Raw genomic sequence first — 16,518 nt, forward strand, 5'->3', positions numbered from 1 at the left:
CAAATAAAGTGCCATTATCTCCAAACGGCAGAAAAGCACAACCCATAACCGTAAAGCTATGGGTTGTGCTTTTCTGCCGTTTGGGATATGTTTGTCTACTCGATGAGAGCAGCCAATATTAACCTACAAAAGACGTAGTGTTTATTCATAGATGCTCCCGGCGGCTGTCTCGACAATACCTTTTGGCAACAACCAGGCCATCAGTTTACCGAGTTTATTGAGTACGCCCGTAACAACCTCGGCCTTTCCGGCCAGCGTTGCCTCAACGGCCTGACGAGCGACTTCGGTAGGTGTCATATTAACACGCTCGGCGGCTTTCCGCCCTTTCTCGCCAATCTGCGCCCGATCAACGAAGGCCGTGTCGGTAGCGCCAGGGCAAACACAGGTAACCGAAACCGACGACCGTTTCAATTCCAGACGTAGCCCCCTGCTAAACTGAAGCACGAATACTTTAGACGCAGAATATAAACTCAGCCCCGGTATAGCCTGATAGGCTGCCGAGCTCCCAATATTCAAAATATAAGCTTTGGATAGCTGGCGGAGCTGTGGTAAAAACAGGTAGGTCAGTTCGACAAGGGTGGTCATGTTGACCCGCATCATGTCGGTATGTTCGGCCAGCGAGTGCTTTTCGAACGGGCCGCTCAGGCCATATCCTGCATTATTGATCAGAAACTGAATTGCATAATTCTTTGTCTGACACCAGTCAAATACCCGTTGGGCAGCACCCGTTTCTGCCAGATCGGCAGCCAGAAAATCAGTTTTGACTCCGTGAGTCGCGGCCAATCGCTGAGATACCTCCTGCAACAATGCTTTCGAACGAGCTACCAGCAGCAGGTCGAACTTCCGGCGAGCCAGCTCTTCAGCAATCGCCAATCCGATGCCTTTGCTGGCCCCCGTAATGAGCGCGTAAGCCATAAATGGGTTTGTGGTTTTCAGTCTCCAGTTTTCGGTGTGTCGAGTGATTTTACATCAAGCTGAGCTACACGAAAAACTGGAGACTGAAAACTTAAATATTTACTTTTGAAATAAACCGGTGGTAGAACGGCGTCTTGCTGTTCTCGTGTTTGGGCATATACTTGCCCGTTACGACTGGCACGTACATAACACGACGGCGGCTGGCCTCCCCGGTAAAAGGTGACTGTTGTGCCCGGTGCCAGAGCCGACCATCATGAACGCTGAGGTCACCGGCATTGATATCGAATCCGATTTCATGTTTATCGGGGTCGTTATCAACAAAGTACCGCTTACGGAACAGCATTTTAAATAAGCCCTGCTTGTGCGTACCGGGAATAACGCGCAACCCACCATTTTCGTAGGGAGTCGGATTCAGGTGGATGCCTACATTCAGCATCGGCATAATACGCTGGCCGAGGAAAATATCGCGGGGGCTATCGGTATGCCAGCCCATCTGCGAGAATTTGCTATTCGGGTTCCGAATGTAGTGATTGAGAATAAGTCCGTCTTTTTCAATTTCAGCAATTCGTCCTTCGTAGGGCTGGAGTAAATCGACAGCGGCCTGCAGGCGAGGGTCCTGCAAAAACTCATGTAAGGCCGTGCTGTGCTGTGAGAGAAAGCACATCCGCTGAATCATCGGATTACCGGCTTCATCCTGACCAAACTTCAACGGCACTCCGTTTACTTTGTCACGGCCTTCGGCAAGCCACTCCTTCTCGATTCGTTCAACTTCACTAATGAATACTTTGACCGTTTCGGGATTAATAAAATTACGAAAAACGATAACGCCGTGTTTATTGAAAAACTGACGTTGTTCTGGGGTAATAGTTTCGCCCAGCGTAAAGGGCGGTAAATCGATTTTGCTCATATCGGTGGTTTACAATTCGGGGTCTCCGCTTTAGGTGCCAACCGGTGGCTACGCCTTGTCAATCAGGAATAACCATAATGGTTTATTAAGCCCCAAATCTACTAAATTTACAATTTTCAGATTACTTTGCTGACATTTAATTAATCAGGCTTTAATTAACGGTTCACTCAATCCTTGTGTCTTTACTCTGTTTCAGGCCACTGATCCTCTTGTTAATCAGCACGTTATCCAGCCTTTCAGGTGAGGTTTGGGCTCAATCAGACAGCCTTACTTTACCGGTTCAGGCACTCAAATCAAAAGACTCCAAAACGCGTCATACTCTAATTTTACCATTAGTGGCCCGATCAATCGAGACAGATTGGTCGGTTGGTGTAGCTGGTTCATTCACCTTTCGATTCAATCGATTCGATACGGTCACTCGAACCTCTAACACACAAGCGCTGGTTTTATACTCACTTCGTCAACAATTTATTACAGCCGTAAACGGAACGACTTATTTTCCGGGAGAACGCTATATCTTAAATCACCAGCTGTCGTACAGTTACTTCCCCGATAAGTTCTGGGGACTGGGAAAAATCGCTCCTGATCACAATGAAGAACCTTACACGTTCCGGCAATATTATGTGTATCTGCACTTACAACGCAAACTAAAAGAACGTTTTTTTGGGGGCTTCCTTTATGAGTACCAGCGGCTCCTGGCTGTCGATCATATAGCCGGTGGCCTGTTCGATCAGCAGAACGTAGCCGGACGTGATCCGTACCATATTTCCGGTGCCGGACTTAGCCTCACGTACGACACGCGCAACAATGCCTTTGCACCCGATCAGGGGTCGTTGATGCAGGTATTTTTCAATCATTTTACCCCCTGGCTGGGCTCCAGTTTCCGGTATACCGCCTATGTCATCGACCTGCGCCGATTTATGCGCTTATACCGCGATCAGGTGCTGGCCGTGCAGGCTTACGCGCAATTTAATGCGGGCGATGTACCACTCCGCAGTCTGGCCAGTTTTGGCGGTTCCAACAGTATGCGGGGGTTTTATGACGGTCGCTTTCGGAGTAAGAACCAGCTTGTTTTACAGGCCGAATATCGCGTACCGATCATCTGGCGACTGGGGGCTGTTGGTTTCGCGGGTCTTGGAAACGTGGGCGACCATCTGCGTGAACTGAATTTTCAGGAGCTTAAATTTTCATATGGAGGTGGCCTTCGGGTGGCTCTAAACCGAAAAGAACGACTCAATTTACGCGTTGACTATGGCTGGGGATTTGGCGAAAGCACTTCCCATGGCCTTTATTTTCAATTGGGCGAAGCCTTCTGATCTACAGGATGGTTTACATTATTCCACCCGCTCAGCGCGATCCGTTTGCCCAGCCAGTAAAGTGGATACGTGAACACAAATGCACCCAGCACATCGATCGTGTAATGAACATGCTGCACTAATAACAGTCCACCCACAAGCAGTGACCCAACAAAGGCAAACAGCCGATCCCACCAGCGACGAAGGCATAAAAACATCAGAAAGATGGACGATGTATGTCCCGAATAAAACAGGTCTTTGGTGATGTACGTCTTGCCGTAAAATGCATTGCTGAGCGGATCAATAAGCGGAATCAGCCCAACCGGCGGATCAAGCGGAAATAAATTTATGCTTAGCATCCGCGACAGACTGACGACGATATAGCCATACACAAACATCATGAATACGGCCGGGCTAAACCGGGCGCGAATGAGTAAGAGTAAAGCGGTAGCCCAGATGATCAGAAAAATCCACAGCGATACATCGCGCGGGGGGAGTTGATTGAGTACCCAGTCGTTCAGTACGGGGCCGGTGTGCCGCTCGATGGTCTGAAAAAAGACTGGAAATGTAAACAGCAAGGCAAGTGTGCAGATCAGTCCAATTATAAATTTCCAACGAAATACGGAAGATCGCCAGGCCGCTTGCCAGACCAGGTCGCCGGTCGGATTAGGTGAAAGTATCGACATTAGTACTGTAAAAGGGCGCAAATTTACGAAGAGCCCTATGATTCTATTGGTTTGTTTACCGTAACAACTGATTTCTTATTCCTTTCTACCAGAATAAGGCCGTAATAGTTGCAGAAAGAGTGTATTTTACTGATCAAGTGGTCTTTTATGGGCCAGTCAATCAGGATTATGGCCATTACAATCCGAGTAGCTTGCTGAGCAGTAACGTTCTCCCTGTGTGATCAGACAAACGGCTCTGCGTGGCTATTTCAAAGGTGTTCAGCATGCAAATTGCCTGCTCTTAATCGATCCCGAACCTCCATTAACGCAAAGCCAAGCTGATTTTTCCCAGGCCATTTCTGTGGCGTTTCGCAATCAGGATGGTCTTTGGCTAAGCCAATTCCCCAGATTGTGTCTACAGGGCTGGCTTCGACCAGAACTCGTTCTCCGGTATTTAACAAAAAAGCCTTCAGGTCTGGGTGTTGCGAAAATTTATACGCATTAGCCGCAACAACGATAGCAACGGATTCGGCGTCCCAAACAGCCGGGTCGAAATTCTGAACCAGACGACCTAATTTTTTGGCCTCGGCAGGCGACTGGCAGGTAAGAATTTTCTCCAGAACGTCGGTATCATCGAATAATCTGGCTTTCTCAGCCATCATGTACTGCTCAGCCGACCTATACTGTACTCCATTTACGTCAAACGGAGCGACCCACCACTGGCTAAAGCAGGACTCCCCTATTCGTCCGTCTTTACGTGGTTGATGCCCCCAGAAAAATAGGTATTTAAGCCGTGCTGATTGCTCGTATTTCTCCAGCAGCCAGTTCATCGTGTACTTCATTGCATTACACCATCAGCAGTCGCCAAATCCCTGAAATCAAGAGCAGCAGCAAGCCAACCGGCGTCAGCACTTTCCAGCACAGAAACATCATCTGATCGACACGAACGCGCGGAAATGTCCAGCGGACCCACATCTGCAACAGTACCGCCAGAAATACTTTAGAAAGCAACCAGAAAGCAGCGGTCAGATTTCCCCAAACCGTACCGGGTGAACCGCTTGTCCAGTCGGCCAGCCGAATCGGCCCAATGTTGGGTAAGGGCGTGTTCCAGCTACCCAGAAACAATACCGCGCCCAGGAATGATACCAGCAACATCATGGCATATTCGGAAAGGTAGAGCAGCGCAAAACGCATTCCTGAATATTCGGTATGAAAGCCGCCAACGATCTCTGATTCGCCTTCGGGCAAATCGAAGGGTGCCCGGTTAGATTCGGCCAGCGTGCAGATAAAAAACACAACATAAGCCACCAGTAAAAATGGATTTCGCAGGATATTCCAGGAAAAAATGCCCCCCCAGCCCGTTACGTCGATACCCGTCGCTTTCAGGCCAAAGAGATAATTCGTTTCGTGCGTGAATATGCCTTGCTGAAAACTGATCTCCTGTAGGTTTAGCGTCTGACAGATCATTACGACACTGAGAATAGTCAGTCCCAGTGGAATTTCGTAGGAGATAATCTGTGCCACCGACCGCATGGCGCCAAAGAGCGAGTACTTGTTATTGGAACCCCAGCCAGCCATCAGGATACCGACAACATCGAACGAAACGATGGCCATCAGATAAAACACCCCAACGGCCGCATCGGAACCCTGCAAATCGGGTGTAAGCGGCAGTACGGCAAAACCAGCAAACACTGAAGCAAAGATGACCGCCGGGGCCAGCAGAAAAAGCCGACGATCGGCCGCCGTTGGTACGATATCTTCTTTCTGAAGCAGTTTCAGCAGATCGGCAAACAACTGGAGCAAACCCCATTTACCTGTTTCCATGGGGCCAAGACGGTCCTGCATGAACGCGGATACTTTCCGCTCTGTGTATACGCCGACAACGACGAAGCCGGAGGCAATGGCAAGAAAAATGGGGAGAGCCAGCATAAAAAATTGAAGAATTCAGGACTTTTGCCAAAAGCCGTGCCACGGTTTGATTTATCCCGATAGGTAACCGTGGCACGGCTTTTGGCAAAAGTCCGGGAATTAATCCTGAAGCGTGAAGAATACCTTATTCTTCACGCTTCAGGATTAATTAAAACTCAGCAGTTTTCGGAGCGCGTGGAAATGGAATTACGTCACGGATATTGCCCATGCCCGTTACGAACAGCACCAGTCGTTCGAAGCCAAGGCCAAAGCCCGCGTGTGGTGCCGAACCGAACCGGCGCGTATCCAGATACCACCATAGGGCTTCTGGTTCGATACCCACTTCGTGCATCCGGGCAACGAGCTTATCGAAATCATCTTCGCGCTGCGAACCACCGATTATTTCGCCAATGCCCGGAAAGAGCACATCCATAGCCCGAACCGTCTTACCATCCTCGTCCTGCTTCATGTAGAACGCCTTGATCTCGCGCGGGTAGTTGGTCAGAATAACCGGCTTTTTGAAGTGTTTCTCCACCAGATACCGTTCATGTTCTGACTGTAGATCGACACCCCAGCTAACTTCATACTGGAACTGGCCCTTTTTGGCAGGCTTTGAATTCACCAGAATCTCAATAGCCTCCGTATAAGTAAGCCGGACGAATTCATTGCTGATCACGAACTGGAGTTTTTCCAGCAATCCCAGTTCGCTTTGCTCTTCCTTCTTTTTGGTTTTCTCTTCCTCTTTCAGGCGGTTGTCCAGAAAAGCCAGATCGTCGGCGCAGTGCTGAAGGGCGTACCGAATAACCGTCTTAACAAAATCTTCGGCCAGATTCATGTTGTCTTCCAGCTCGTAGAAGGCCATTTCCGGCTCAATCATCCAGAATTCGGCCAGGTGCCGCGTGGTGTTGGAGTTCTCAGCCCGGAACGTCGGACCGAAGGTATAGATCTTACCCAACGCCATGGCGCCCAGTTCGCCCTCCAACTGGCCCGAAACGGTTAAGTTGGTCTCGCGACCAAAGAAGTCCTGACTATAATCAACCTTACCCTCTTCGGTAAGGGGCGGTTTGGTAGCGTCAAGCGTTGTAACGCGAAACATTTCGCCCGCACCTTCTGCGTCAGAAGCGGTTATGATGGGTGTATTGAGGTAATAAAACCCATTATCATTGAAATACTTATGCACGGCAAAAGCCAGCGCATGGCGAATGCGCAGAATCGCACTAAAGGTGTTCGTACGTGGACGAAGGTGAGCTATCTCACGCAGAAACTCCAGGGAGTGACGCTTGGGTTGCAATGGATACTTGTCAGGATCAGCCGGGCCATAAATCTGAATCGTATCGATTTTGACCTCTACAGCCTGCCCAGCACCCTGCGACTCAACCAACGGACCTGTAACCGCTATGCAGGCACCCGTAGTGATGAGTTTCAGCGTGTCTTCAGGAAGCTGACCAGCCTCTGCAACTGCCTGAATATTATTAATCGTTGAGCCGTCGTTGAGCGCAATAAATACGGCGTTTTTACTTTCGCGCTTAGTGCGGACCCAACCCTTGATGGTCACATCAGTGCCAACGGGTAATGTTTTTAATACTTGCTGAATGGGTAAATAACTCATGCTGAAACGGCAACCGGATTGTGTTCGGTCCGCAAAAATACAGATTGTAGGCTGAATAGCCCACTGTAATTATAAGGTGAAGGTTAGTTAAACAAAGCGTTGCTTTTATACGTATATGGGTAGTTACCGGTTAGTAAGGCATACGAACTATTTTGTTTAACAATTTCCAAAAAAATCTTAAACAGAATAGTCCGTGATATTACCGGGCAGCATTAATCACGTAACATATTGGCTATTAGCCACATGATAAAGAAAACTTTGATTTCAAATCAGTTCAAATAGAGCGTTTTTCAACCACTAAACCTAACAATTTCTACTACTGTAGCCCGCTTCTCTTAAACGTTCTGCTTCAGTATTCAATCGCGTATAAGATCCCTTAGGCCCAACGTGGGTCAGGAAATAAAGAGATTGTGGGCGGGAATTTATGGATCAACATCGTAGTATTTATTTCTGTTAGCTAACTTTCGGCTCTGTCTGTCCCTTCTAATTCTTGTTTTTATATACTTTTTCCGATGCCCCTTACACTTTATATTGTTCGGCACGCAAAGGCCGAGGATCGGTCACTTTTTATGACCGATCATAGTCGTGAATTAACTTCCGATGGTATTATGGCGGCTGCCCGTATAGGCCGTTATCTGCATACGAAAGGGATTCATCCTGATGTTATTTTCAGCAGTACAGCTCCCCGCGCCAGAGACACGGCTAAAGTTGTTGCCGAGCAGCTCGGCTTTGATCAATCGCAGATTCAGTTGGACGATAAATTATATGAAGGAGGCCCTAAAGCGTACCTTGCTGCCATAAACGCCTTGCCTGAGGGGCCTCAGTCGGCAATGATTGTCGGGCATAATCCTGATGTATCTTATTTCGCCGAATTCCTGACTCACCAAAGTGTTGGTTCTATGAGCAAGGGAGCCGTAATAGCTGTTACCTTTGATGGCATTAGCTGGGCTGAGGTATCCGGGCGAACGGGTAGCGTAAGCTTCGAGATAGCTCCCAAGCAGCTTCCGAAAGATTTGTGAGATCCGATTTACGTAAAATAGTCAGCGTAAATCAAAAATTGTACGTACTACGTGAACCGCAATCGTCGAATTTTTATCATCGTTTTCATTGCCTTTACGGCTATTGTTGCTCTGTTTGCCATTGACATGGCTCGCCGGACAACTGCGCCCTGGAACAAGCGACGGGAAGTTGAACGGGCCTTCCCTGCCGGAAAAGACGGTACGGCAATTGACACCGCCATAACAGATGACGATACATTACTTACCCGTTAGTGATCATGCTTAACCTGACTGCCGTACATCATATTGCTATCATTTGCTCGGACTACGAAACGTCCAAACGATTTTATACCGAAATACTAGGGCTAACGATTCTGGGAGAGGTCTACCGGGCTGAACGGCAATCGTATAAGTTAGATCTGGCACTCAATGGGCAATATCTGATTGAGCTATTTTCGTTTCCGAATCCGCCCAAACGCCCTTCCCGACCCGAAGCCGCTGGCCTGAGACATCTGGCCTTTGCCGTCGAAAATCTCGATGCAGCTATTGCGCACCTGACTCAGCAGGGCGTAGTGACTGAACCTGTCCGGATTGATGAACACACGGGCCGTCGCTTCACTTTTTTTGCCGACCCCGACGATTTGCCTCTGGAGCTGTATGAAGAGCCTAATTCGGGGAAGACTTTATAAGTGTTTATCCACTTTAGTACGTTGGCTTAGAGCCGTGCCACGGTTACTAATGATGTGCAAACAAACCGTGGCACGGCTCTAAGCCAACGTACTAAAGTTTTTGAACCGGACCAGAAAACACGCCATCTCTAACAAAATCAACGCGCCTGACCGCATATGCGGTCAGGCGCGTTTGGTATAAAAGACAGGACTCCTAAAGTGGGTTCTGTACAATTGCCTTATTCGCGTTTATTTCCCGTCGTGGAATCAAAAACTCCCACTGGTTGTCGCCAGCCGGTACGTCGAAAAGTACCACTACGGCGCTGCTCAGGTTAGCTCCATTCCGATTCAGGGGTTGGTTCAAACGTTTCAGGTCGGTAAACCGAAACCCTTCGCCCCAAAGTTCAACGCGCCGATTAAACAGAATCTCATCCATTAGCTGAGTACCCGTTTTGGTCGATAGCTTGTAGGATGGATCACGCTTGCTAACCAGGTCAAACAACAGGCTGGCAGCAGCTGTGGCATTCCCCAGACGTGCCTGTGCTTCGGCTTCAATCAAGTACATTTCGGCAGAACGCATATACGGAATATCGCCCATGGCGCTCGTCGATGGTGTACCCGGCAGTCGGAATTTCTGGTTTAAGTAGGGAACCCGAACCCCGCCCGTCGGTACTACAGAATTAGTAGCTGTTGGGGTTTTAACCCACATTTTCGAGCGGACATCCGTCGCTGGAATCTGATCATACAGCGTACTGTTAATCTGTTTCGGATCTACGCGGATGTTTGTGGAATTATAATTGCAGGAGATGTATGAGTGAAAAGCACCAAAAAACTCCGACTGATCTTCGAGGTGATCGAATCCCCAGATCCATTCGGGATTGCTGATATCCGAAAAACCATCCTGATATTGGGCTACGCTCATTGGTGCATACCCTTTACGCGCTTCAGCGGCATACTTTGCGGCATCGGCCCAGTTTTGCTGGGTGAGCGCCACCCGCGCCTGGAAGCCTTTTATCACTTCAAGATTAATGTGTGACTTGTAGCTACGGGCCGATGTAAGGAGCGCAGCTGCATCGACCAGATCCTTATTGATCTGCGTATAGATGTCCTCAACGGTCGCACGGGTCAATCCTTCGGTTGTCGGTGTCAGCACCAGCGGTACGCCGAGCTGGCTATTCGGCTTTGCAGCGGCATTATATCGCTTACCAAAAAGCTGTACCAGATTGAAATATGAAAAAGCCCGTAATCCCAGCGCTTCGCCCTTGATCTGATTTTTCTCCGACTGAGCCCCGGCCGCCTTATCGATATTCGCAATAGCGATATTGGCATTTCCGATCAGCCGGTAGTACAATTCATACGGTAACTGATTGCCTACTGCCGTTTCTGAGCGGTGAGCCTGCCAGCGTGTTTCGGGAAGGTGCCAGGTATTCGAAGTATTAGCAATTATAACATCTTCGCCCATTACGTCCAGGATGATCATCATGGCCGGATGCCCAAAATGTCCCTGTGAACTTAAATACCGCACGACCATAGCCCGGTAGATGCCATTAATAGCCGCCGTAGCGTTTTTCGTGGTTGAATAGGCAGATCCGGCATCGATACTACCGGTAGGCGATGTTTCTAAGTATTCTTTTTCGCACGCTGTTGTAAGCAGGCCCAGAGCCAATACCAGCGTCAAATATCTTTTTTTCATGAGTTGTCTGAAGCTTAAAGTGTAAAGGAAACACCCAGTACCAGGGTCTTGGCCGGACTGAAAACGTTACCGGTTACTCCATTGAATTGTTGCTGAACGTTCATCCCCTTCCGACCCGACAGAATAAGCAGGTTTTCGCCACTTACGTAAACCTGAGCATTCTCCAGGAATAATTTACGAGCCAGTGCATTGGGCAGCGAATAGGACAGTGTTACCGAACGAAGATTCATGTAACTGGCGTCGATCAGCCAGCGATCCGATTGGGCGTCGAAATCACCGGTCCGGCCAGCATCCATGCGGGGCACATCCGTGATGTCGCCCGGATTCCGCCACCGTCTCAGGATGTCGGTAGATTTTGCACTACCATACCCGCCCGAACTCATCAGGGCAGCATACGCTCCATCGTACGTTTTGCCGCCTAACTGGTAGACGAACAAAGCCGACAGCGAAAGACCTTTGTACCGAAACGTGTTGGTAAAACCACCCGACAAAGCCGGAATAGCAGTTCCGTTGTAATGGAAACGAGCGTTGTTGATACTATTGGTGAGTGTATCGCCCGCTTCCGTGATGCGGGAGTTGGTCGCCACGAAATTTGCCGCCCGATACTCAACCTCACCATTTGCTGGATTGACCCCTTTAAATTCACGCAGCCAGTAATCGTAGATTGATCGGCCAACCGCAAGTTTCTTGGTTCCGTCGATAATCTCAGGATTTTCGTCCGGCATTTTCGTGATATTATTCTTGATCCGGGTAGCATTCAGATCCAAACGCCAGGTGAAATTCTTGGTACGAATGGGTTCAAGGCCCAATTCGACCTCAATCCCCCGGTTGTACATCGTACCTATATTCCGGGTAACGGTTGAGATACCTGCTGATAATGGCAACGGTACGGCAAAAATCAGGTTGGACGATCGGCGATCGAAATACTCGACGGTACCCGACACGCGGCCTTTAAATAAGCTGAACTCAAGCGCTACGTCAAACGCATTGCTCGATTCCCATGCCAGGTTCTGATTGCCCAGGCTCGTCTGTAAAATACCAGCTTCCGATGCATTATTCCATCCCAGACCATATAGCGGCTGCCAGGCATAATAACTGATCGTGTTATCCTGGGCACTCTGGCCTGTATTTCCACCACCATCGTTGCCTGTCTGGCCATAGGAAGCCCTCAATTTCATGGCGCTGATTGTTGGGATTGCCCGTAGGAAATCCTCCTGATCTAAACGCCAGGCACCACTGACGGAATAGAAATTTCCCCAACGCGTATCCCGATAGAATTTACTGGACCCATCGCGCCGTACCGAAGCGGAAAGAAAGTATTTCTGGTCGTAATCGTAATTGATCCGCGAAAAGAAACCTTCTACCCGGCGCTGGAAGGCAACCGAGGCCAGGTTCGTTGTTGTCGTGAAGTTAACCAGTTCGTAGTTCCCATCCAGAATCTGCTGTGAGCGTGACCCTTCCAGATTGTTATCGCCCACCTGGAAGTTTTCATGCCCCACTAAAACATCGAAGTTATTTTTCCCAAACGACTTGTTGTAGTTCAGCAGTTGGTTGAGGTTATAACTGGAAATGTTTTGAAATTCATGACTAGCACGACCAGCCGGTGCACCGTCGCCAATTTCAGGGTTTCCGTAGGTGTAGCCGTTGTAATTGGTAATGTCAGTACCGATGTTGGCGGTGAATTTGAAATCCTGTAGAAAGGAAAGTTCAGCAAAACCACGGGCACTGAGTACATTCCGGCGGAAATAGTTCTGATTCAATACCGTTTCGGCAACCGAATGGCGACCACCAAACTGCGGTCGGGCTGGTAATCCCAAAGCCGTCAGGTTACCATAGTCCCAGCGTCTGTTTCCATTTGGGAGTGTCAGAAACTGGCCCGGATTGTTCGGATCGTACGCGTAGACTGGATAAATCGGCCCGATGTTGCGGGAGAAAAAGAACGGGTTAACAAAGGTAGTACTACCAGCCGTACCGCCCGCATCGGCCTGATTAGACTTTGTCAGGGTTACGCCCAAGTTGGCACCCGTCCGGAGCCAGGGCTTCATCTGTGAGTTAATGTTGAGTCGGCCCGTAATGCGTTCGAAATCAGAGCGAATCAAATAGCCTTTATCGTTCAGATACGACAGGGACAGGAAATAATCAGACTTGTTCTGTCCGCCTGCAAAGCTAACGTTCAGTTCATCCCGATTTCCCTGGCGCATGATGGGTTTCTCCCAGTTCAGGTCATCTGCCGAAAACCGAAGCTGAGCATTCGGATTCATTTGACCATTCACGTCGACCACCTGATTGTCAGGCACATTATAAGCATTGTAGCCTACCAGGCTGATCAACCGGCTTGTTGCATCCGCGTTAGCCGTGGCCAACGCTACAGGGTTGGTAGCGCGGTAAGCAATACTATTCCGATACGTTTCCCACATCAACGGGTAGTATTCGCCAACGCCAACACGGTCATACTCAGGCAAGCCGCGTGTACTCAATCCTTTTGTATAACGAACATTGATCGTACTCCGGTCTTTCTGCCCTTTTTTGGTCGTTACGACAACCACGCCATTAGCGGCTCTGGAGCCATACAAAGCCGTTGAAGCAGCATCTTTCAGGACAGAAATACTTTCAATGTCATTAGGGCTTATGTTGGAAATATTACCCGAATAGGGAATACCATCAACTACATACAGCGGATCGTTTCCCGACGAAATTGACCCAAACCCCCGGATTCGAATATCAGGAGATGCACCGGGCTGGCCAGTACTGGCAGTCGTCTGAACGCCTGATATGGCCCCCGAAAGAGCCTGGCCAATGTTACTAACTCCTCTGGTTTGAAATTGAGTGGGAGCAAGCGTACCAGCCGAACCGGTAAACGATGTCCGTTTGGCGGTACCAAATGTCGTGACGATGACCTCATCCAGATTAGCCGCATCTGCCGATAAGCTAATGGTAATCGTCGATTGATTGCCTACCGCAACTTCCTGCGACTTAAACCCAATGAAGCTGAATACCAATCGACCAGTAGCTGGAGCGTTTAATCGATAGTTCCCGTCTGCATCGGTGGTTGTGCCGCGGGTTGTTCCTTTCAATTGCACACTCACTCCGGGCAATGCCGTTCCATCTTCTGAAGACGAAACTCGGCCGCTCACAGTAACCTCCTGAGCCAGCGCAGGCAGACAGATGCACGTAGTTAGTAACCAAATGCATAATAAAAGTTTTCTCATGAAGTGTAACCAGTAAAAAGTTTTAACCATTTTTTAATTGAAACCCCAAAAATACCATATTCTCGACAAAATCAATATATTCTATTAAAAATTCCTTAAGACTCAATAATTAATATGGCATATACAAATTTTTGCACAATTTTACGAAACTTTGTTTTTATTACTATAATATCCAGGGCTTTTATATACTTTAATAAAAATGTAGATTACTATTAAGAAAATTTTATTTAGAAAGGCTTGGGGTTGCTAAGCAGTATTACTCTATCAAAAAAGAATACAAATGCCGGTAAAGTCTAAATAAACAAGCGGCCAATCTGATTACTCATTTCCCAATTGACGACAGGTTTCGATTGTCATTATAGATTAGTACAATCGAAATTCCTACCTGAAAAGGCTAGGTTCAGTATTTTATCGATTATAATCAGTGCATTGTTAAGACAACCATATGGCTAGTCCACACCCGTATTTCCTACATTCGGCTGAAGGATTCCAGAGCGATTTATAAATCTGTGAATTAGTGAGTAAAAAGGGGGGTATGGTGATGTGGTGTCGGTTTCTTTATACCTCGTCCTTCATACCGGATGGGGTTTGGAGAAACCGAAGAGGTCAGGTTAAAGAACCTGACCTCACGCCAATAAACCTGACCTCACGAACGCCAGGAACCGCTATACGGTCGGCGGCAAACGTGGTTTACTAACTATATACTGAAGCTGTTGATCTTAAAGCACTTCGGTCAATACGCTAACCAGTGCATCAATATCAGCAGGCGTATTATAGACATGTGGGGCAATTCTAAGGGCGCGGGCGCGGGGTGAGACAGCTACTTTTTGAGCCAGTAACGCCTGTTGAACAGCCAGTGAATCAGCATATTCGGGTAGCCAAAGCCCAACCAGGTGATGACTTCGCCCCTTACTACCATTTATCGGTTCGACCTGACAACCAAGTTGTTCCAGAGCCGGCCAGGCGTTTTTTGTCAGTTCTTCGGTGTATGCCTGAATACGTTCCGGCTTCCAGTCGAGTAGTTGCGTCAGGGAAGCCTCCAGCATCGGCATCTGGATAAAATGCGATTGCTCCCCTACGTTATAGCGATACGCTTTGGGCCGATAGATCGGCTGATAATCCATCAGGCGGTGAAACTGATTGCTGTCTAATCGGTTCATCCATCCTTCTTCAAGCGGAATACCCTCATCGAAGGCCGGGCCAAAATAGGCCAACCCAAGCGAATACGGCCCCATGAGCCATTTGTAGCCTGCACACACGACTACGTCGGGCTGGCAGGCAGTCAAATCAAAAGGTAATGCACCAATTGCCTGCGTGCCATCCACGGCAAACCACGCTCCAACTTCTCGGGCCCGCTTGCCGATTGCTTCCAGATCAAACTGAATACCATACATCCAATGCACAGGTGGCGCCAACACCAATGCCGTGTCAGGACCGATTGCCTCCAGTAATTGTTCGTTCCAGCGTGCACCTCTCGGAAATTCATCGGGCATTGGAACCGTTTTTATCCGTAATCCCAATTCCTTATTGACACGATCCCAGGCATACACGTCGCTCGGGAACTCACTGTCGAGCAGAACAATGGTTTGCCCGGCCCGAATTCCTGGCTTGTTGGGCAGGTTACGGGCTACCACCGCCATCGCATAGGAAACCGATGGAACAATGGCAATACGGTCGGGGTCGGGATTGTTGATCAGCTCGGAAAATAACGCGCGAACACGAACCGATCCACTAAAAAAATCGTCGGGGCGAAGGCCAAATGGGTTCGCGTCGCGACTGATGGCATCATGTCCAGCCTGTTCAACGGATTTGCTTAAGGGTGCACGAGTAGCACAATTCAGGTAATGAATCCCCTCAGGCAGACTAAACTTGCTTTTCTGTGTAGTAAGTGGAGTAATTCCCTCTATCAGCATACAAAATTGATGAATGACGTAATTTAAAGCGTAATTAGTTTAGTCTGGCACGAGGTTTGTTTATTTTTCTTATGAAATCTAAACATTGCAATTCCTATGACGACACTGTTGGGTATAGGTTCCCGAATTAGCCACACGGAGTTTGGCGATGGGGTGGTGATCAACCTGAAAGCTACTGGATACACCATCACCTTTCTGCAACATGGCGTGAAGGTACTCAAATTCGACACACCCCTGACCATTCTGGAGGCCATCGAGCCAGATGGCGACCTGGTTAGTTTGTTCGACGTTGAACAGGCTTTAGCGCGGGTACTACAGCGCTGGTCGGACCAAACCGAAGTCGTTCCGCTTGGTGATAAATGGAAAGGAGGCAAGTTGATCTTAAAGCCCGGTCGCACAGATCTGGTGCCGAAAGAAATGCCGATCGATGGCTTTTTCCATAAAATTGTCATGGTCCGCGACCGGCTTCGTGTACTTGAACAGCGTATCAATGCCAGCAATCTGGACGATGAAGAGAAAGTGAATATTCAGCAATACATCACAAGAATATACGGGAGCCTTACTTCTTTCAACCTGCTCTTTAAAAACCAGAATCAGCAGTTTGTCGGCGAGAAAGTCCTATTACTATTTTTTCATGTAGTTTTGGGTTAGTAGATTTGAAGTTCCCCGCTATCGGCTCGATAACGGGGACTTTTTTGTTGAACCTCCCAAATTCATTGCTGCCAATGCTTACTGTCG

General features: G+C 48.5%; 14 protein-coding genes. 5 read left to right on the plus strand and 9 right to left on the minus strand.

What is annotated here, in order from left to right; translation table 11 throughout:
- Positions 1–141: 141 nt before the first annotated feature.
- Together GJR95_RS24315 and GJR95_RS24320 are read right to left on the minus strand one after the other, a co-directional pair.
- Complete coding sequence (locus GJR95_RS24315) at positions 142–915, minus strand: SDR family NAD(P)-dependent oxidoreductase (RefSeq protein ID WP_162388332.1); 774 nt, start codon at positions 913–915, stop codon at positions 142–144.
- A gap of 91 nt (positions 916–1,006) precedes the next feature.
- The gene (locus tag GJR95_RS24320; protein WP_162388333.1) at positions 1,007–1,822 is read right to left on the minus strand and encodes a phytanoyl-CoA dioxygenase family protein; all 816 of its coding nucleotides are present in this window, start codon (positions 1,820–1,822) and stop codon (positions 1,007–1,009) included.
- 335 nt (positions 1,823–2,157) lie between these two features.
- On the opposite strand from GJR95_RS24320, the gene GJR95_RS24325 reads away from it, so the two are divergent.
- On the plus strand, positions 2,158–3,138 hold the full coding sequence (locus GJR95_RS24325) for a BamA/TamA family outer membrane protein (protein ID WP_232540852.1): 981 nt from the start codon (positions 2,158–2,160) through the stop codon (positions 3,136–3,138).
- Here the strand turns inward: GJR95_RS24325 and GJR95_RS24330 are convergent.
- The 4 genes from GJR95_RS24330 to asnS form a co-directional block, all read right to left on the minus strand.
- Positions 3,117–3,803 (minus strand): phosphatase PAP2-related protein, encoded by a 687-nt coding sequence (locus GJR95_RS24330; RefSeq protein ID WP_162388334.1) that lies wholly within the window; start codon positions 3,801–3,803, stop codon positions 3,117–3,119. The two genes, GJR95_RS24325 and GJR95_RS24330, sit on opposite strands and share 22 nt — an antisense overlap.
- A gap of 248 nt (positions 3,804–4,051) precedes the next feature.
- The gene (locus GJR95_RS24335; protein ID WP_162388335.1) at positions 4,052–4,624 is read right to left on the minus strand and encodes an NADAR family protein; all 573 of its coding nucleotides are present in this window, start codon (positions 4,622–4,624) and stop codon (positions 4,052–4,054) included.
- Between the two features lie 4 nt (positions 4,625–4,628).
- Positions 4,629–5,711 carry a complex I subunit 1/NuoH family protein gene (locus GJR95_RS24340; protein ID WP_162388336.1) on the minus strand — a complete coding sequence of 361 codons (1,083 nt, stop codon included), beginning with the start codon at positions 5,709–5,711 and terminating at the stop codon, positions 4,629–4,631.
- A 148-nt stretch (positions 5,712–5,859) separates the two neighbouring features.
- Positions 5,860–7,299, minus strand: coding sequence for an asparagine--tRNA ligase (gene asnS, locus GJR95_RS24345; protein WP_162388337.1), 1,440 nt, complete (start codon positions 7,297–7,299; stop codon positions 5,860–5,862).
- A gap of 512 nt (positions 7,300–7,811) precedes the next feature.
- Here asnS and GJR95_RS24350 point away from each other — a divergent pair.
- From GJR95_RS24350 to gloA2, 3 genes are read left to right on the plus strand one after another with little or no spacing between them, the layout of a single operon-like run.
- Positions 7,812–8,318, plus strand: a complete 507-nt coding sequence (locus GJR95_RS24350; RefSeq protein ID WP_162388338.1) for a SixA phosphatase family protein — start codon at positions 7,812–7,814, stop codon at positions 8,316–8,318.
- Positions 8,319–8,369: 51 nt separating this feature from the next.
- Complete coding sequence (locus GJR95_RS24355; RefSeq protein WP_162388339.1) at positions 8,370–8,570, plus strand: hypothetical protein; 201 nt, start codon at positions 8,370–8,372, stop codon at positions 8,568–8,570.
- A 5-nt stretch (positions 8,571–8,575) separates the two neighbouring features.
- Positions 8,576–8,986, plus strand: a complete 411-nt coding sequence (gloA2, locus tag GJR95_RS24360) for an SMU1112c/YaeR family gloxylase I-like metalloprotein (protein WP_162388340.1) — start codon at positions 8,576–8,578, stop codon at positions 8,984–8,986.
- Between the two features lie 193 nt (positions 8,987–9,179).
- Here the strand turns inward: gloA2 and GJR95_RS24365 are convergent, their stop codons facing one another.
- The 3 genes from GJR95_RS24365 to GJR95_RS24375 all read right to left on the minus strand — a co-directional run bounded on the left by GJR95_RS24365 (position 9,180) and on the right by GJR95_RS24375 (position 15,780).
- On the minus strand, positions 9,180–10,658 hold the full coding sequence (locus GJR95_RS24365; RefSeq protein WP_162388341.1) for a RagB/SusD family nutrient uptake outer membrane protein: 1,479 nt from the start codon (positions 10,656–10,658) through the stop codon (positions 9,180–9,182).
- Between the two features lie 14 nt (positions 10,659–10,672).
- Positions 10,673–13,867: a SusC/RagA family TonB-linked outer membrane protein gene (locus GJR95_RS24370; RefSeq protein WP_162388342.1), complete on the minus strand. Its 3,195-nt coding sequence runs from the start codon at positions 13,865–13,867 to the stop codon at positions 10,673–10,675.
- Between the two features lie 719 nt (positions 13,868–14,586).
- Entirely contained in the window at positions 14,587–15,780 is a 1,194-nt protein-coding gene (locus tag GJR95_RS24375; protein ID WP_162388343.1) for an aminotransferase class V-fold PLP-dependent enzyme, read from the minus strand.
- A gap of 96 nt (positions 15,781–15,876) precedes the next feature.
- On the opposite strand from GJR95_RS24375, the gene GJR95_RS24380 reads away from it, so the two are divergent.
- Positions 15,877–16,431: a hypothetical protein gene (locus GJR95_RS24380; protein ID WP_162388344.1), complete on the plus strand. Its 555-nt coding sequence runs from the start codon at positions 15,877–15,879 to the stop codon at positions 16,429–16,431.
- Positions 16,432–16,518: the final 87 nt, after the last annotated feature.

Origin of the sequence: Spirosoma endbachense, from assembly GCF_010233585.1 — a bacterium.
Taxonomy (GTDB): Bacteria; Bacteroidota; Bacteroidia; order Cytophagales; family Spirosomataceae; genus Spirosoma; species Spirosoma endbachense.

Bases quoted from the DNA above. Each gene is read 5' to 3' on its own strand.
- gloA2 (WP_162388340.1), top strand. From the start codon at position 8,576: ATGCTTAACCTGACTGCCGTACATCATATTGCTATCATTTGCTCGGAC.
- GJR95_RS24370 (WP_162388342.1), bottom strand. From the start codon at position 13,867: ATGAGAAAACTTTTATTATGCATTTGGTTACTAACTACGTGCATCTGT.
- GJR95_RS24380 (WP_162388344.1), top strand. From the start codon at position 15,877: ATGACGACACTGTTGGGTATAGGTTCCCGAATTAGCCACACGGAGTTT.
- GJR95_RS24375 (WP_162388343.1), bottom strand. From the start codon at position 15,780: ATGCTGATAGAGGGAATTACTCCACTTACTACACAGAAAAGCAAGTTT.
- GJR95_RS24330 (WP_162388334.1), bottom strand. From the start codon at position 3,803: ATGTCGATACTTTCACCTAATCCGACCGGCGACCTGGTCTGGCAAGCG.
- asnS (WP_162388337.1), bottom strand. From the start codon at position 7,299: ATGAGTTATTTACCCATTCAGCAAGTATTAAAAACATTACCCGTTGGC.
- GJR95_RS24340 (WP_162388336.1), bottom strand. From the start codon at position 5,711: ATGCTGGCTCTCCCCATTTTTCTTGCCATTGCCTCCGGCTTCGTCGTT.
- GJR95_RS24320 (WP_162388333.1), bottom strand. From the start codon at position 1,822: ATGAGCAAAATCGATTTACCGCCCTTTACGCTGGGCGAAACTATTACC.
- GJR95_RS24335 (WP_162388335.1), bottom strand. From the start codon at position 4,624: ATGAAGTACACGATGAACTGGCTGCTGGAGAAATACGAGCAATCAGCA.
- GJR95_RS24365 (WP_162388341.1), bottom strand. From the start codon at position 10,658: ATGAAAAAAAGATATTTGACGCTGGTATTGGCTCTGGGCCTGCTTACA.
- GJR95_RS24315 (WP_162388332.1), bottom strand. From the start codon at position 915: ATGGCTTACGCGCTCATTACGGGGGCCAGCAAAGGCATCGGATTGGCG.
- GJR95_RS24350 (WP_162388338.1), top strand. From the start codon at position 7,812: ATGCCCCTTACACTTTATATTGTTCGGCACGCAAAGGCCGAGGATCGG.